This is a genomic window from Enterococcus sp. ARL09-542 (assembly GCF_005234805.1).
GTDB classification, from domain to species: domain Bacteria; phylum Bacillota; class Bacilli; order Lactobacillales; family Enterococcaceae; genus Enterococcus_D; species Enterococcus_D gallinarum.
This window is the reverse complement of the sequence record NZ_QPQX01000005.1, coordinates 53,496-68,077: the sequence shown is the minus strand read 5'-3', so window position 1 is coordinate 68,077 and position 14,582 is coordinate 53,496. Positions and strand designations below refer to the sequence as shown.

Sequence of the window (14,582 nt, the reverse complement as noted above, 5' to 3'; positions counted from 1 at the left end):
CGTTTATGGGACAATTATTTTTGAATGCCGCTGGTCTCTTTGCAATGATCTTTTTGGGGTATTTTCTTAAACAGCTAAAGGTCCTATCAAAAGCGGATGGATCTATTCTGTCTCGGATGATCCTCAATGTCACTCTGCCAGCAGCAATCATTCTTAATCTTGCCGATATGCAGATCCAAATGGACGCACTGGCATTAATTTTAATTGCGGTAATCATCACGTTCGTGCAGATTATGACTGCCTTTTTCCTAACCAAAAAAGAGAATGATGTGTTACGTCAGTTTTCGATGTATTGTGGCTCCGGGTTCAATATCGGAAATTTCGCGATTCCTTTTGCACAAAGTTTTTATCCATTAGGAATCCCCTTGATTTCATTGTTTGATATGGGTAACAGTATTATGTTGGCAGGAGGCACCACCATTTTGATTGAGTATCTAATCGGGAAACGGACAGTTTTTGAGCCAGGAAAAATCATTCTTAATTTATTACGATCGCCAACCTTTACTTGCTATTTATTCATGTTGCTGATCCGCAGCTTTGGGCTCTCATTACCGCAAGGGGTGATCCAGCTAGTCCAACCTATCGGTAATGCCAATACCTTTCTATCGATGTTCATGATTGGTTTGTTTTTAGATTTTCGTTTACCGAAACATGCTGCTGCAACGGTAGGAAAGATTTTGAGTTTGCGTTATGGAATCGGTTTGCTATTATTTCTCTGCTTTTTCTTTTTACCTCTTCCCGCTTTTTTGAAGCCCGTGTTGTGTTTACTGGTATTTGCTCCAATTCCTTTATTCGGTGTGATCAATTCTGTATTGGCAGGTATGGAGGAAGAGGCAGTCGGCTTTGTGTCTTCTATCAGTTTCTTGATTAGTTTGCCTCTCATGACACTCGTACTGATTTTATTTGGATTGGCTTAATATAGTGGATAAAGTCAAAGAAAACGGCAAGCAAAAAACTAGCGTGAATGAATGTTTTTTCGCATAATAGACAAGACTTATTTTTAGGAGGAAGACAATCAATGTTAATTGGATCACATGTTTCCATGAGTGGGAAAAAAATGTTGCTGGGAGCGGCAGAGGAAGCAGCAAGCTACCAAGCAACTACCTTTATGATTTATACGGGGGCTCCACAAAATACCCGTCGTAAGAAAATTGAAGAGATGAATATTGCTGCTGGACAAGATTTCATGACGAAAGCAGGCATTTCGAATATTGTTGTCCACGCACCTTATATCATTAATTTGGGAAATACCATCAAACCAGAAAATTTTGGCTTTGCGGTGTCGTTTTTACAAGCGGAGATTCAACGAGCACAGGCATTGGGCGCAACGCAAATCACATTGCATCCAGGAGCTCACGTTGGTGCAGGGCCAGAAGCAGGTATCAAGCAAATCATCAAAGGATTGAACGAAGTCTTGGAAAAAGGGCAAACGGCTCAGATTGCTTTAGAAACGATGGCTGGTAAAGGAACGGAAATCGGACGCAGTTTTGAAGAAATTGCTGCAATTATTGATGGTGTTACGCTGAATGAGAAGCTTTCGGTGACGTTTGATACTTGCCACACCAATGATGCTGGATATAACGTCAAAGAAGATTTTGATGGTGTCTTAAATGAGTTTGATAAGGTCATTGGACTGGAACGTTTAAAAGTAATCCATGTCAATGATTCCAAAAATCCCCAAGGCAGCCATAAAGATCGGCATGCGAATATTGGTTTTGGAACGATTGGTTTTGAAGCATTGAATAAAATCGTCCATCATGAACAATTGAAGCAACTCCCAAAAATTTTAGAAACTCCTTATGTTGGAGAAGACAAAAAGAATAAAAAAGCTCCTTATGGTTTTGAAATCGCCATGCTGCAGCAACAAACGTTTGATCCAGACTTGTTGACTAAGATCATGGAGCAATGAACCACATTATCCTATGGCGTAAAAAAAGTCTAACCTAGTCTGGAACTGTTTCGATTATTGAAGAAAGAATGGGTTTAGCAGGAGGAATAGATGGAGTTTGATGAATTGATTACTTTCGCCCAAGCGAAGATTGCACCAAGAAAACTGTCTCCCTGGGCAGAATCAGGCGGTGTTGCAGCAGCCATCCTTACCAGAGAAGGGAACGTTTTTACTGGAGTGTGCATTGACACTAGTTGTTCTATGGGTTTTTGTGCAGAACATGCAGCTGCAGCAGCTATGATCACTGCGGGAGAACATCACATTGCAAAAGTTGTGGCTGTGGACTGGCAGGGGCATCCGATCTCACCTTGTGGTCGTTGCCGCGAGTTTCTCAGTCAGCTGTCTGAAGACAATCTTTCTGCGCAAGTCTTGACGAAGGCGGGCAGTCTGCCGCTTGCTCAGCTTTTACCACTTGATTGGAAAGACGGTCTTGTTTAACAGTAATAAAAAAATCTCAGGAATAAAGCTGTCCCATAACTGCTAGTTCGCATTGTTGGTTCGCTTATCATTCCTGAGATTTTTAATTTTTTATTAGAATTTTTTTGCTGCTTCTGCCACTTTTTCTAGGCCGGCTGCAATGATTTCTTCAGTTTTTGAAGGGTCTGCATTGTGACCTTCAATGATTACTTCATCGCTGATCGTCATGCCAAACATACCACCAAATACTTTTTCCATAAATGTAACAGCACTTTCCATGCCGCTCATTTCACCTGAGTAAACACCGCCACGGGCATTTAACAAGACAACTTCTTTGTCTTTCAATAATTGGTTCATAGATCCATCTTCATTGTAGGAGAAAGTGAAACCGGCTTGGAAAATATAATCGATAAATGTGTGCAATGCCGCAGGAATCGTCAAGTTCCACATAGGAAATGCAAAGACAATCGTATCTGCTGCTGCAAATTTATTCATGACGTCTTGACGGACGGTCATCAATTCTTGTTCTTCTTGGTTTAAATCTTGTTCTTGTGCTAATTTTCCGAATGCTTCGAACAATGTTTGTCCGATATAAGGCATTGGTTGTGCGTAAACATCAAAAGTAACTACATCTACTGCTGTTCGATCTAGATTTTCTACAAAAGTATCGAACATTTTTGCAGATACTCCGTCAGGACGGTTATTTGCTTTTACAACTAAAACATTTTTCATCAATTTTCCACCTTTTAGATATATTTAACATGTCACGAGAAATAGTTTACTATAAAATCATTTTGCTTACAATAAATAAGTGGACAATCTTTTTCTGATTTTTTTAAGGAAGTGATCCGTTGCTTTTGGTAAACTAGAAGTACTTTAGGAGGTGCACTGTGAAAATATTTCTAATTGAAGATGAAAAGTCATTAGTCAAAATGATTGAAAGTCAGCTGTCTCGCTATGCCTTCGAGACTTTTATTCCGCAGGATTTCGAAAAGATCTTGGAAGAATTTCATAGAATAGAGCCAGATTTGGTTTTGTTAGATGTTAATTTACCTTTTTTTGATGGTTTTTATTGGTGTCAAAAAATCCGCGAGCAATCCTTGGTACCCATTTTGTTTATTTCGGCTCGTGACGGTAATATGGATCAAGTGATGGCACTTGAGTATGGAGCAGATGATTTTCTGATCAAACCGTTTTCTTATGAATTACTCTTAGCAAAAATAAAAAGTCATATTCGGCGAGTATATGGAGACTATGCACAGAGCAATCGTGCTCGCCAACTAAAAGCTGGGGAATTGATTTATTATCCTGAGGCTTTAAAGATGAATTATCTAGAAAAGGAAGAAGTGTTAACTGTTCGTGAAGGAGAATTGCTTACTTTACTAATGATGGCTTATCCAGAAATGGTCTCCAGAGAACAGATCTTGAATAAATTATGGGACGATGAACGTTTTGTAGATGATAACACATTGTCAGTAAATGTTGGTCGTCTGCGAAAAAAAATGGTAAGTCTCGGTCTTGATGAACCAATCCAAACGATTCGTGGAAAGGGTTATGCTCTTTTTATTGCCGGGAGACCAGAATGAAAGAATATTTGAAAGTTCAATTACCAGCAATTGCTTTATTTGGGATGTCGATTGCTTTGATCCTTTTGCTCGTTTGGTTAGATGGGTATCGCAATGGTTTTGTGATCGGCTATGGCTTACTATTAGTGGGCTTGTTAGCGATAGGAGTTTTCACGATTGATTATCTCGCCAATCGCAGTTTCTACCACTATCTAAAAACAGGATTATCTGGAAGAAGCGCTGGTTACTTAGCTAGAAGAGTCAAAAAGCTTTTAGATGACGACCATCATCACGTACAAGAGCAACTAGCAGCGATTGATGCCCATCATCAAACCCATATCAAATTTATGAATATCTGGGTCCATCAAATGAAAACACCAGTCTCAGTCCTAGAACTGATGGCAGAGAGTAGTCAAATTGACCCTTACGATCTTTTAGCAGAGACGGATCGTTTGAAAAGCGGATTAGCCACAGCCTTGAATTTTGTTCGTCTGGAAGATTTTGAAGAAGACTTTTTGATTGAATCAACCTCCTTATTAGCATTGATCAAGCAAAGCATCGGTGAACAGAAGCGCAATTTCATCCGGCATGAAATTTATCCGAAAATTAAGGATGAGACTGATTTTTGGATAACAACAGACAAAAAATGGTTGCAGATTCTACTTTTTCAATTGATCAGTAATGCCATCAAATACTCGAATCCGAAAGCAACAGTCACTTTTGCATTAGATGATGCGAACAGAAGTCTGACGATTACAGATACAGGTTGTGGCATTTCAGCGGCAGATTTGCCACGGGTGTTCCGACCTTTTTATACCGGTGACAATGGACGGCAGCGGGGAGAAGCTACCGGTATGGGACTCTATTTAGTCTCTCTCATTAGTCAAAAACTCTCGATTACGGTTACGATTGCTTCTGAAGTCGGTCAAGGGACTGTCCTGCAATTAAAATTTCCCGAGAGCTAACGAAACTTACAAAATTGTAAGTTATCTTTCAAACAATCGATAAGTTTGTTTCAGAAAACCTGTTACACTGACAGCAAAGGAGTGAGTGCTATGGCTTTACTAGAGTTGAAAAATATCACTAAAACGTATACTGGTGAAGTATCTGTGGAAGTGTTGAAACAAATTGATCTCAAAGTGCCTGCCGGAGAATTTATTAGCATTATGGGTCCTTCTGGCAGTGGTAAAACCACCATGCTGAATTTAGTTGCGACTCTGGATCAACCAACATCCGGCTCGGTCATCATCAATGGCGCCCAACCGCTGACATTGCCAAAACAACAGTTTGCTGAGTTTAGACGCCGACAGTTAGGTTTCGTGTTTCAAAATTATAACTTATTGTCTCCGCTAAATGTGGCAGAGAATGTTATGCTGCCCTTAACATTGGATCGAGTACCGGTTGATGAGATGAAACGGCGCTGTGAAGCGCTTTTGACAGAGTTAGGAATCAATGACAAAAGAAAAAAACGGATCTATCAGTTGTCCGGTGGAGAACAGCAGCGTGTTGCGATTGCTCGAGCGCTGATACATCAGCCAGAACTGTTGCTTGCGGATGAGCCGACAGGTAATCTAGATTCTAAAGCAGCCCGTGATGTCATGGAAATTTTGAGCCGAATGAACAAACAGCGACAAGTGACAACGATGATGGTTACCCATGATCCCTATTCCGCAAGTTTCTCTGATCGTGTTGTTTTCATCAAAGACGGCAAACTTTACAATGAGGCCTATCGCGGAAGTGATCAGCAACAATTTTACCAAAAAATTCTTGATGTTCTTGCACATCTAGGAGGTCGCCGTCATGAATTTCAGACAGTTGATCATTCGTAATTTAAGAGGTAACTTCCGCACCTATGCTGCTTATTTCGTAAGCAGTACATTTGCTGCCATGGTTTTTTATATATTTAGTCTGCTTTTGTTCCATCCGCAACTAAAAGAAAACTTGTCAGCGAGCGATACCATTTCCAGTCTAGCTAAGATGGGATTAGCGGTTGCTTTAGTAGTAATTGCATTTTTATCTTTGATGTTTCTTTGGTACACCTTTGTTGTTTTCTTAAAACGTCGCAAACGTGATCTCGCGATCTATCTCATTTTAGGGATTGAAGAGAAGGATTTGCGAAGAATTCTATTTATTGAAAATGCGTTATTAGGATCGCTGGCCACCTTTCTAGGGGTTGGCTTAGGAATTTTGGGAACAAAGCTATTATTGCTTGTTGCTCAGAATGTAATGCATCTCAATCGCGGATTGTCTTTTATGGTTCCATTGACTAGTTTGGGATTAACAATCGGCGTGTATCTTTTGATGTTCCTGCTGATCTCATTTTTTAGTACGCGTGCTTTACAAGGGGAAAAGATCATATCATTGATCAAAGAAAACGAGAAGCCCAGGCCGGAGCCTGTGAGTCGTCGGATCTATGCATTCCTTGGGGTGCTTTTGCTCTTTGTCGGCTACGGATGTGTGTTTTATTTTTCTTTCAAAGCTGACGGTTTTTTGATTCTTTTATTAGGCGTTTTGTTGACGGTAGCAGGCACGATCTTGTCCTTCTATCAGTTTAGTGTTTACTTATTGAAACAACTTAAAAGAAGTCCTTCTTTTTTACAAGGAACACGCTTGTTAACGATTAGTGAATGGATTTTTCGTATGCGGGACAATGCGGCAATGTACAGTCTGATCGCCATTAGTACATCAGTGGCTTTTGTAGGAATAGCAGTAATGATGGCGATTGGCAACACTTCGTTTTCTTCGATTCAAGGAATTAGTGTAGCGTATGTTTTTTCGGAATACGAAAAAGATGAAATAGGTAAAACGAAGGCGTTTGAAGTGAAAGAAAAATTGGAAGCGCAAGGCTATCATCCGGTTATGGAACAAGTGGATCTCATTGAGACCTACACAAATCTTGAAAATCCAGCGATTGCTACTGATCCATATTACATGAACAATGCATTTTCATTGATGAGAGAAAGTGATTATCGCAAATTGATGAGCCAAATCGGAGAAAAAGCTGAACCTGTTATGGATGATCAAGTGCTTGAACTTAGCAGCAATTATTCAAGACGTAAAGAACTGTTGTCGGTTGACCAAAGCCAACGACAACATGTGTATCCGCTGGAAATTGGCGGAGATAGCGATTTTCAGCAAGATATGACGATCGTTCATAGTCCCTCAATGCTTTCGTTGAACTATTTTGGCCTTGGTGTTGTAACTGATCAAACTTTTGAGAAGTGGCAAAAAGAAATTGGTGATTCTGAAGATTCGGGAGGATTTGTTTGGTTAGATTACCCCGAGTGGGCAGACGATCCTACGTTAATTGATGGTATCAATCAGCAAATCGATCAAGAAAATAAAGAAACAGATGAAAAAGTATCCGCTATCTACGATGAATTAGGAGCAGACAAAGTCAACGAGATGTCCGATGAAGAGTGGTCAAAAGCACTTGAAGGCATTCCGTCTCATATTGGTTATCAATCAAAATACAAAGTTTTCCAGGAAACACGTCAAGGCAATGGTCTCATTTTAATGATCACTGTTTTACTGGGCTCCGTTTTCTTTATTTTCTCTGCATCAATCATCTATTTCCGCCTGTTTGCGGATCTTGACAAGGACGGCGCTTACCATCGCTCTTTGCATGTGCTTGGTGTTTCACCAAAAGAACGGCATAAAATTCTGCGTCATCAGCTACAAGTTATGTATTTTTTGCCAACTATCGTGGCAATGATTCATTTTGCTGTTGCGATGACCGCACTGCGTTTATTAGTTGAATTGCCCGTTTGGCAGTTCTATGGTGAAATCGTAGGTATTTACTTATTGTTCCAAGTTATTTTTTATATTTGTTGTCAACTACGTTATAATCAACAAATTGATCGCTATGCAGATCCAACAGAATAATCAGTCAGTCTTTTTACAAAACCTATCGCTTTGTTTGAGTGATAGGTTTTTTTCTGTGAAAAGCAGATGATTAATTTGAAAGTGAAGCCCTGCCTTGTGATATAACTCGCACAGTTCGTATGACTTGCTTCTGAATTTTCCGTAAATTATACTGGCGGTGACCTATTAACTATCAGGGAGGGATCACATGCTTTCAAAGATTGCAAAAGTACTTGTTGCTCTGTTGCTAACTATCCCCATTTTTACCGGTATGGAAATCGTATACGGAGAGACGGATGTGGGGGCAAACTTAATCACTGATGTATCCGTTGTCAATAGTCAGAATCAAGAAGTGACGACTTTAGATGAAGACGAATCTTTCAAAATTGATCTCAAATGGAGTCTCGAAGGATTAGGTGACTTAAAGGCCGGGGACAAAGCGACGATTATCCTCCCAGTAGAGATTGAAGGTGTCAATAATAGCTATGAACTGTATGATGAGAACGGTCATTTAGTAGTAAATCTCACCCAAGTTGGGAATCAGCTTACTTTTGTATTTACTGAGTTTGTTGAGCAGAACAACAATGTGCATGGAGATTTTTACTTTTGGACAAAATTTAGTGAAGACATTACCGTCGATCAGATCAATCAACTCGATTTTGAAACAGTTAATGGAATTAAGACAATTCCTTTATTTATTCGAGGGGTTGAGGATACTGGAACAGGTGCATTACTTACGAAACAAGGGCTTTATCTAGGCACACAAGAACCCAAACGAACGATTGATTGGCGTATTTATATCAATTCTTATGATACGAATAAGGTTTCAATTAAAAATGGGAGATTCATTGATACTCTTGGACCCCATCAAGCATTGATCAGCACCACGGCACGAGTGGTGTAAGGTCCAAGCGTAACTAATCCCACTTATGTTGACCAAGTCCCAATTACGCTTAATTCAGACGGCACTTTTGAAATTCCTTTGCGGGATACGAGTGAGAGAATCTATATCACCTATAAAACAGAAACTGATGGGTCTTTGGAGCAATATACAAACAAGGGAACCATTCAAGCATTGATCAATGATTCAGCAGCAGTCCACACAACTACTGGCTACACGCCGAAATATGGAGGCGGGGGCAGTGGTACCGGAGAAACGAGCACTTCAAGCGAAAGCACGACCGAAAGCAGTGAAAGTACAACAAGTAGCACAAGTAGTGAAAGTACGACCGCAAGCAGTGAGAGTACAATGAGTAGCACAAGTAACGAAAGTACGACCAATAGTTAAGTAGCGAGAGTGCGACTTCCAACAGTAATGGTAATAGCGTGGACAACTCTTCATTATCCGCTCCTAAAGTAAGTCAGAGTGGGGCACCGCCAAAGAATGGAGGGAATCCTCAATTACCGCAAACCGGAATGACCAATGATAAATGGATGATTCTCGGGGGCATGCTTTTGATTTCTTACGTTATCTATAAACGAAAATAAAAAGAAAAAATGAATTGGAGATTGGATGAACGTGTGAATGTATCGTTTCAAATCTAATATCCTTACAGATTTAAAAGGCTGAACATAAGAAGAGACAAAATATTGATCTAGTTAGTGGTAGTTTGCTGCTGGATTTTTCGAAGAATTCGCTGCGACTTTTTGTCTTTCTTGTGTCAGTCTTTTTTGGTTGTTTTCTGAAAAATGCCAATTTCCACCTGATTCTGTCTTTTTTTTGGCGCGTGGTTAACTAAAAAAACTACTATAATCTCATTATCAAGTTAACCTGAAATAGATTTAGGAAGTGAGCAAATGAATAAAATCCCCTTGTTGATTGCCTTTTTTATTATTTTACTTATTGTTTTCTTTAAAATAGATAGTTTGGCAAATGAACGAGCTCCCGGTAAACTATCTTTGACTTTACGAACGAACCGTATCATTTATGATGAGCAGTCAAAGTGGATCACGATACCTATTCGTCCGAATAAAACACGATCAGCCAAATCGGTTCGAGCAGTGTTAACTTATGGTTGGGATGGTAAGGGTACTGAGAAAAAGGTCATTGGTGAAACGACTTTAACGAATGTAGAATGGGTTTCCGGTATTGAGAATTTTTTAAGAATTCGTGGAGATTTACCAATGTCTGAGATCAAGTGTAAAAACAAAGTGGATTTAGTGATTGTTTACGATGGTGACGTTACAACTATAGAGAATTTAAAGCCAAGTAAATGGAGTATTGTTGATCTACCGTCTTCTTCTGAGAGTTCCAGCATTGACACTAGTATACTTAAGGAGACGAGCAATCCCAATAGTCTTTCCTCATACGATAATAATGATGAAAATTAATTGTGGCAGGACAAACACTCAGAACAGAAAAAGACATTTAAGAAGTTCATTTAATATTGTAAATAAAAAAGCGGTCGCTGCTGATAATGAAGTAAATAAAGAATAGTCAGATTGGCATGTAAACTCTCCTGAGAGATTGTCGCAAAAAGGCAGAACAAGCAAAATGATTGGAAATTTCTTCCCCAGAAATGAACAGTTACAATTTATTCGGCTCAACAAATCGCAAGATTTGTTGAGCTGATATTTTTTAATAAAAGACTTTGACGGGTAGTTTGACAATCGTTCCTTTGAAGTGGTATGATCGCAAAACATTCACTAACTTACAATATTGTAAGATCTTTTTAGTTGTCCAGATGAAATCAAACTTAAATGAAGGCAAAGTTTGAATAACTATTTAAGCGAGGGTCAATCAGTGTTTCATGTATTATTTGACACAACAGAAAAACAAATCAACCAGTTTCTCACCTATTGTTATGAAAGGAATCAAACAATTTATTCAACCAAAGAGCTGATGGCTGTGTTTAACTATAAAACTAGCAAGCTATTGTCTGTTATTCAACAGGTAGAATTATTTCAGGAGCAATATTCTGAGTATACGGTTAATTATCAATCAGAATCAAAAACTATCAAGATAGAATTTTCACCTAGATTTCTGCTAAGCAAAGTTTATGCAATCTTGGTGGAAAGAACTGTCGGATTTACCTTTCTTGATTTGTTGTTTAAGGGAAAGTACCACTCATTAGAGCAATTAAGCCAAGAGACATATAGCAGTTTACGGACGATTCAAAGAAAATTGACTGAATTGAATCAAGTGTTAGCAAATTATCATTTATCATACAGTTTAAGAAAAGGAAATCCACTTGAAGGAAAAGAGTACTACATACGTTATTTTTATCATGTCATGTATTGGCAGTTGTTTGATGAAACGGACTCAGATCTTTTAGCAACGATAAGGGACAAGCAAACTATTGCTACTCAAATTGAGCGTCACGCTCCTTACATGCGAAAAATTGATTGCAATAAATTTTTATCTCTGCTGGCTATTTCATTGCAGCGAATCAAACAGCGACATTTTATCGTAGAAATTCCTGATGAAATAACGACTTTCGAGCATCCATTGATGACTAAAAGAAAGTTCACCGAATGCATACTGGCACCTTTTTTTCAGGCAAATGTTTACGCTGTGAGTGATCTCACGGACGAAGAAATCAGTTTTCTTTATTTTATGTTTGCAGTAATGAATACATATTTGGAAGAGGATCTGACTGAAATCCATCAGAATTGGTTTGATAATGAGCAGTATTCGACTGAGGAGATCATTATTGACAAACTGTCTGCATACTTTGATTTGGCACTCACTTCGAAAGAAAAAAATTATTTATTGGTCAACTTACTCATGATTCATTCCTACTCATCAGTTTTTGGAACAGAACATAAAATAGATGGGTTTGGAAAACAAACGAGGGAAAGTGAGCTTGAAGCTTATTTCCCAGTCATGTACCCAACGATGAGACGATTTTTGATCGCAATAAAAAGAGAAATCCCTCCACTTGTCGGGTTTGCAAAGAAGAATGATCGTCTTATCTTTCAATACTGCATGCTCGTTCGAACAGTCTTTATTAAATATGAGCGTCCAGTAACTTTTTCTATTCAATCGAAATTTGACAAGACACAAGAATTATGGATCAAAAATCGATTGTTGAACACCTCCCATCGAGCAATCCAGCATGTTCCTTCAGTTGATGAACCAGATATTCTAATCAGTGATTACCCAATCTATCGCCAGCTAGGGGCAAACAAACAAATGGAGATTTTTTATTGGAATGGTCAGCCCACCAGCAGTGACTGGGAACGTTTGAAAGAAAAGATTCATAAAATTCGGAGCGAAAAGCATAAACAGGTTTTTGACAGCCTAAGTTTCCATCAGTTTTCCTAGCAGCAGATGAATTATTCACATTTCGGAGAAAACACCTCTTTATAAATTTATATGTTCAGTCCAATTCCATCATTTGTTAAATGACAATTTGATTTCTACTACGTTTATTTTTTATTAAATCATGTCATTAATTTAAAATCCCAATTTGATGAAGCTGGCTCGTATTCTTTGAAGTTCATTCGGAAGTAAGAAGACCAAATTGAAAAGATCATTCTTTTTCCTGTTGACTTTTTAATACTCTAGTGGGATGGTAGTAATAACTATTATCATGAAAGTAAAAAAATAGCGAATAGGAAGTAGGGATGAAATGACAGAAATACTAACACTGAAAAATGTATCGAAACTGATTGGAACCAAGCAAATCATTGATAATGCTTCTTTCTCAGTGGAACAAGGGCAAGTGGTCGGGTTATTAGGACCGAATGGTGCGGGTAAGACGACGATTATTCGAATGATCGTTGGCTTAATGAAGCACAATAAAGGCTCAATTACGATCATGGGGAATTCCCTAGAAACGTCTTTTAAAGCAGCCATTGCCTCGGTAGGAGCGATTGTAGAAAATCCTGAGTTCTACAATTATCTGACTGGTTACGAAAATTTGATGCAATACCAGCGCATGGCGAAGACAAAAATGACGGCAGTTGAGATGGATGACTTGATTCGCCAAGTTCATTTAGAAGAATATATCAATCAAAAAGTCAAAACGTATTCACTAGGGATGCGCCAACGATTGGGTGTGGCACAGGCATTAATCCATCGTCCTACTCTCTTAGTATTAGATGAGCCAATGAACGGACTTGACCCAAAGGGTATGAGAGAGTTTCGGGAAATGATTCTCATGTTAAGAGAACAGGGTGTTTCTGTTTTAGTATCGAGTCACCAATTAAGTGATATCGAACAGATTGCAGATCATCTGATCGTTGTCCAAAAAGGGAAAGTGACCCATCAAGTCGCGATGGATACCTTGAAGGCAGAAAAAAGCCTACTGATCATCAAAACAGATGACGATCAGGAAGCATTAAATGTCTTGAAGACTAAATTCCAAATCGATGGGCTTGCTTTGACGGATGGATTACAGATTTCACTTGAAACGGATAATCGTTCTGAGATCGCTGCTGCCCTCGTTAATGCAGGGATTGGTTTAAAGGAAATGAAATTGCAGCAATCTTCGTTGGAAGAAACATTTTTGGCTTGGACGGAAGAGGGAGGGCTCTAGAATGAGGACACTAATAAAAAATGAATGGATCAAAGTCACGAAAAAAAAGTCCACATGGATCATGTTGGGACTTTTGGTGGTTTTAACATTCGGACTCACCTATGTGGTCCGCTTAGGCTCGCCTGATACTAAAGCCAACGATCTATTTATTTTTCTAAGCGACATGACGTCATTTTTGAATTTATTTGTTGTTATTGTGGCAGCTTCAGCGGTAGCAGAAGAATTTAGTCGAGGGACCATCAAGTTTTTGTTGATTCGGCCATTTTCAAGAAGTCAGATATTAGCCGCAAAAGCCATCAACACACTCTTATTTGCTTTGCTTGGCACACTGGTTTTATTTCTAAGCAGTTTTCTTGCCAGCAATTTGTTTTTGGTATCTGAATCTCCCTTCACATCAACGGATTATAATCAATTGCCAGCTATAGTTGTGGCTCTTGTCTATGCAGCAACGAATTTACTGTTGATTGTATTTTATATGACCATGACTCTGTTCATCTCTGCCGTCATTCGCTCTCAAAGTATGGCAGTGGGATTAGGAGTAGCTGTGTTGTTCGGGAGCAGCATCATCAACTCCATCATGCTTTTTGCGATAGAAAAATATCCTTGGTTGAAGTGGAATCCATTTAATTTTATGAATATCAAAGATACGGTTCCCACATTATTGCATCAAACGGATATGCAAAATGCAATAATTGATCCGGGTTTGAATTATTGGGAAATGACGATTGGACTTTTGTTATACAGCTTATTGATCTACTTTTTGACAAACTGGTTGTTCAACAAACGAGATGTGGCATTAAGCTGATATATAGAGGGAATGTTTTTGGAGAAATCCTGCTTTCTCTCTTTCTTTTTGTATTTTTTTCTAGTAAAATGATTCATTGAGAGTACAAGAGAAAGGAGAGATTTCAAATGGTTAGTTTAGGAATTGTAATCGTGATCGCTGTTATCGCGGTATTATTAGGCGCTGTCGGCGGCTTCTTTTTGGCGCGTAAATATATGCAAGATTATCTGAAGAAAAATCCTCCCGTTAATGAGGATATGTTGCGTTCGATGATGATGTCAATGGGCCAAAAGCCTTCTGAGAAGAAGATTCGGCAAATGATGCAACAAATGAAAAACCAAAAATAGGTTTTTTAGCGCAAAAAGCGGGCTGATCCCATCAGCTCGCTTTTTGTTGCGAGTCACTGCGATTGACCGCGTCAGCGAGGCATGCAAGTTCATCTTAGTGCTTTTCGCTTAGAAGAACTGTAAGCGAAGCAGAGCGTAGATAAGCAAATGAGGAGGAATACCTCGTGTTGCGAG

16 protein-coding genes are annotated in these 14,582 nt (G+C 39.0%); 15 read left to right on the top strand and 1 reads right to left on the bottom strand.

What is annotated here, in order from left to right; translation table 11 throughout:
• Nucleotides 1–5: 5 nt before the first annotated feature.
• From DVW06_RS07220 to DVW06_RS07210, 3 genes are all read left to right on the top strand, one after another.
• Nucleotides 6–917: an AEC family transporter gene (locus DVW06_RS07220; protein ID WP_003126243.1), complete on the top strand. Its 912-nt coding sequence runs from the start codon at nucleotides 6–8 to the stop codon at nucleotides 915–917.
• Nucleotides 918–1,018: 101 nt separating this feature from the next.
• Nucleotides 1,019–1,909: a deoxyribonuclease IV gene (locus DVW06_RS07215; RefSeq protein WP_003126244.1), complete on the top strand. Its 891-nt coding sequence runs from the start codon at nucleotides 1,019–1,021 to the stop codon at nucleotides 1,907–1,909.
• Between the two features lie 90 nt (nucleotides 1,910–1,999).
• On the top strand, nucleotides 2,000–2,386 hold the full coding sequence (locus tag DVW06_RS07210) for a cytidine deaminase family protein (RefSeq protein ID WP_029486697.1): 387 nt from the start codon (nucleotides 2,000–2,002) through the stop codon (nucleotides 2,384–2,386).
• Nucleotides 2,387–2,479: 93 nt separating this feature from the next.
• On the opposite strand, the gene DVW06_RS07205 is transcribed toward DVW06_RS07210, so the two are convergent.
• Nucleotides 2,480–3,097, bottom strand: coding sequence for an FMN-dependent NADH-azoreductase (locus DVW06_RS07205; protein ID WP_005471177.1), 618 nt, complete (start codon nucleotides 3,095–3,097; stop codon nucleotides 2,480–2,482).
• A gap of 158 nt (nucleotides 3,098–3,255) precedes the next feature.
• Between DVW06_RS07205 and DVW06_RS07200 the strand changes: the two genes are divergently transcribed.
• The 12 genes from DVW06_RS07200 (at nucleotide 3,256) to DVW06_RS07155 (ending at nucleotide 14,408) form a co-directional block, all read left to right on the top strand.
• A complete protein-coding gene (locus DVW06_RS07200; protein WP_021149913.1) occupies nucleotides 3,256–3,951 on the top strand; it encodes a response regulator transcription factor in 696 nt (231 codons plus the stop codon).
• Complete coding sequence (locus tag DVW06_RS07195) at nucleotides 3,948–4,895, top strand: sensor histidine kinase (RefSeq protein ID WP_003126249.1); 948 nt, start codon at nucleotides 3,948–3,950, stop codon at nucleotides 4,893–4,895. The genes DVW06_RS07200 and DVW06_RS07195 overlap by 4 nt, the downstream gene beginning before the upstream one ends.
• Before the next feature lie 90 nt (nucleotides 4,896–4,985).
• On the top strand, nucleotides 4,986–5,759 hold the full coding sequence (locus DVW06_RS07190) for an ABC transporter ATP-binding protein (RefSeq protein WP_137264526.1): 774 nt from the start codon (nucleotides 4,986–4,988) through the stop codon (nucleotides 5,757–5,759).
• The gene (locus tag DVW06_RS07185; RefSeq protein WP_003126251.1) at nucleotides 5,731–7,815 is read left to right on the top strand and encodes an FtsX-like permease family protein; all 2,085 of its coding nucleotides are present in this window, start codon (nucleotides 5,731–5,733) and stop codon (nucleotides 7,813–7,815) included. Before DVW06_RS07190 ends, DVW06_RS07185 begins: the two co-directional genes overlap by 29 nt.
• A gap of 187 nt (nucleotides 7,816–8,002) precedes the next feature.
• Complete coding sequence (locus DVW06_RS17065; protein WP_041119674.1) at nucleotides 8,003–8,698, top strand: Ig-like domain-containing protein; 696 nt, start codon at nucleotides 8,003–8,005, stop codon at nucleotides 8,696–8,698.
• A 78-nt stretch (nucleotides 8,699–8,776) separates the two neighbouring features.
• Entirely contained in the window at nucleotides 8,777–9,082 is a 306-nt protein-coding gene (locus tag DVW06_RS17060) for a hypothetical protein (protein WP_029486705.1), read from the top strand.
• 128 nt (nucleotides 9,083–9,210) lie between these two features.
• Complete coding sequence (locus DVW06_RS17450) at nucleotides 9,211–9,282, top strand: hypothetical protein (protein WP_229073500.1); 72 nt, start codon at nucleotides 9,211–9,213, stop codon at nucleotides 9,280–9,282.
• 309 nt (nucleotides 9,283–9,591) lie between these two features.
• A complete protein-coding gene (locus tag DVW06_RS07175) occupies nucleotides 9,592–10,125 on the top strand; it encodes a hypothetical protein (RefSeq protein WP_003126254.1) in 534 nt (177 codons plus the stop codon).
• 412 nt (nucleotides 10,126–10,537) lie between these two features.
• On the top strand, nucleotides 10,538–12,061 hold the full coding sequence (locus DVW06_RS07170) for a helix-turn-helix domain-containing protein (RefSeq protein WP_174784171.1): 1,524 nt from the start codon (nucleotides 10,538–10,540) through the stop codon (nucleotides 12,059–12,061).
• Nucleotides 12,062–12,368: 307 nt separating this feature from the next.
• Nucleotides 12,369–13,277 (top strand): ABC transporter ATP-binding protein, encoded by a 909-nt coding sequence (locus DVW06_RS07165; RefSeq protein ID WP_005471183.1) that lies wholly within the window; start codon nucleotides 12,369–12,371, stop codon nucleotides 13,275–13,277.
• A gap of 1 nt (nucleotide 13,278) precedes the next feature.
• Nucleotides 13,279–14,082 carry an ABC transporter permease gene (locus DVW06_RS07160; RefSeq protein WP_003126257.1) on the top strand — a complete coding sequence of 268 codons (804 nt, stop codon included), beginning with the start codon at nucleotides 13,279–13,281 and terminating at the stop codon, nucleotides 14,080–14,082.
• Nucleotides 14,083–14,189: 107 nt separating this feature from the next.
• Entirely contained in the window at nucleotides 14,190–14,408 is a 219-nt protein-coding gene (locus DVW06_RS07155; protein ID WP_029486708.1) for a YneF family protein, read from the top strand.
• The last annotated feature ends 174 nt before the right edge of the window (nucleotides 14,409–14,582 follow it).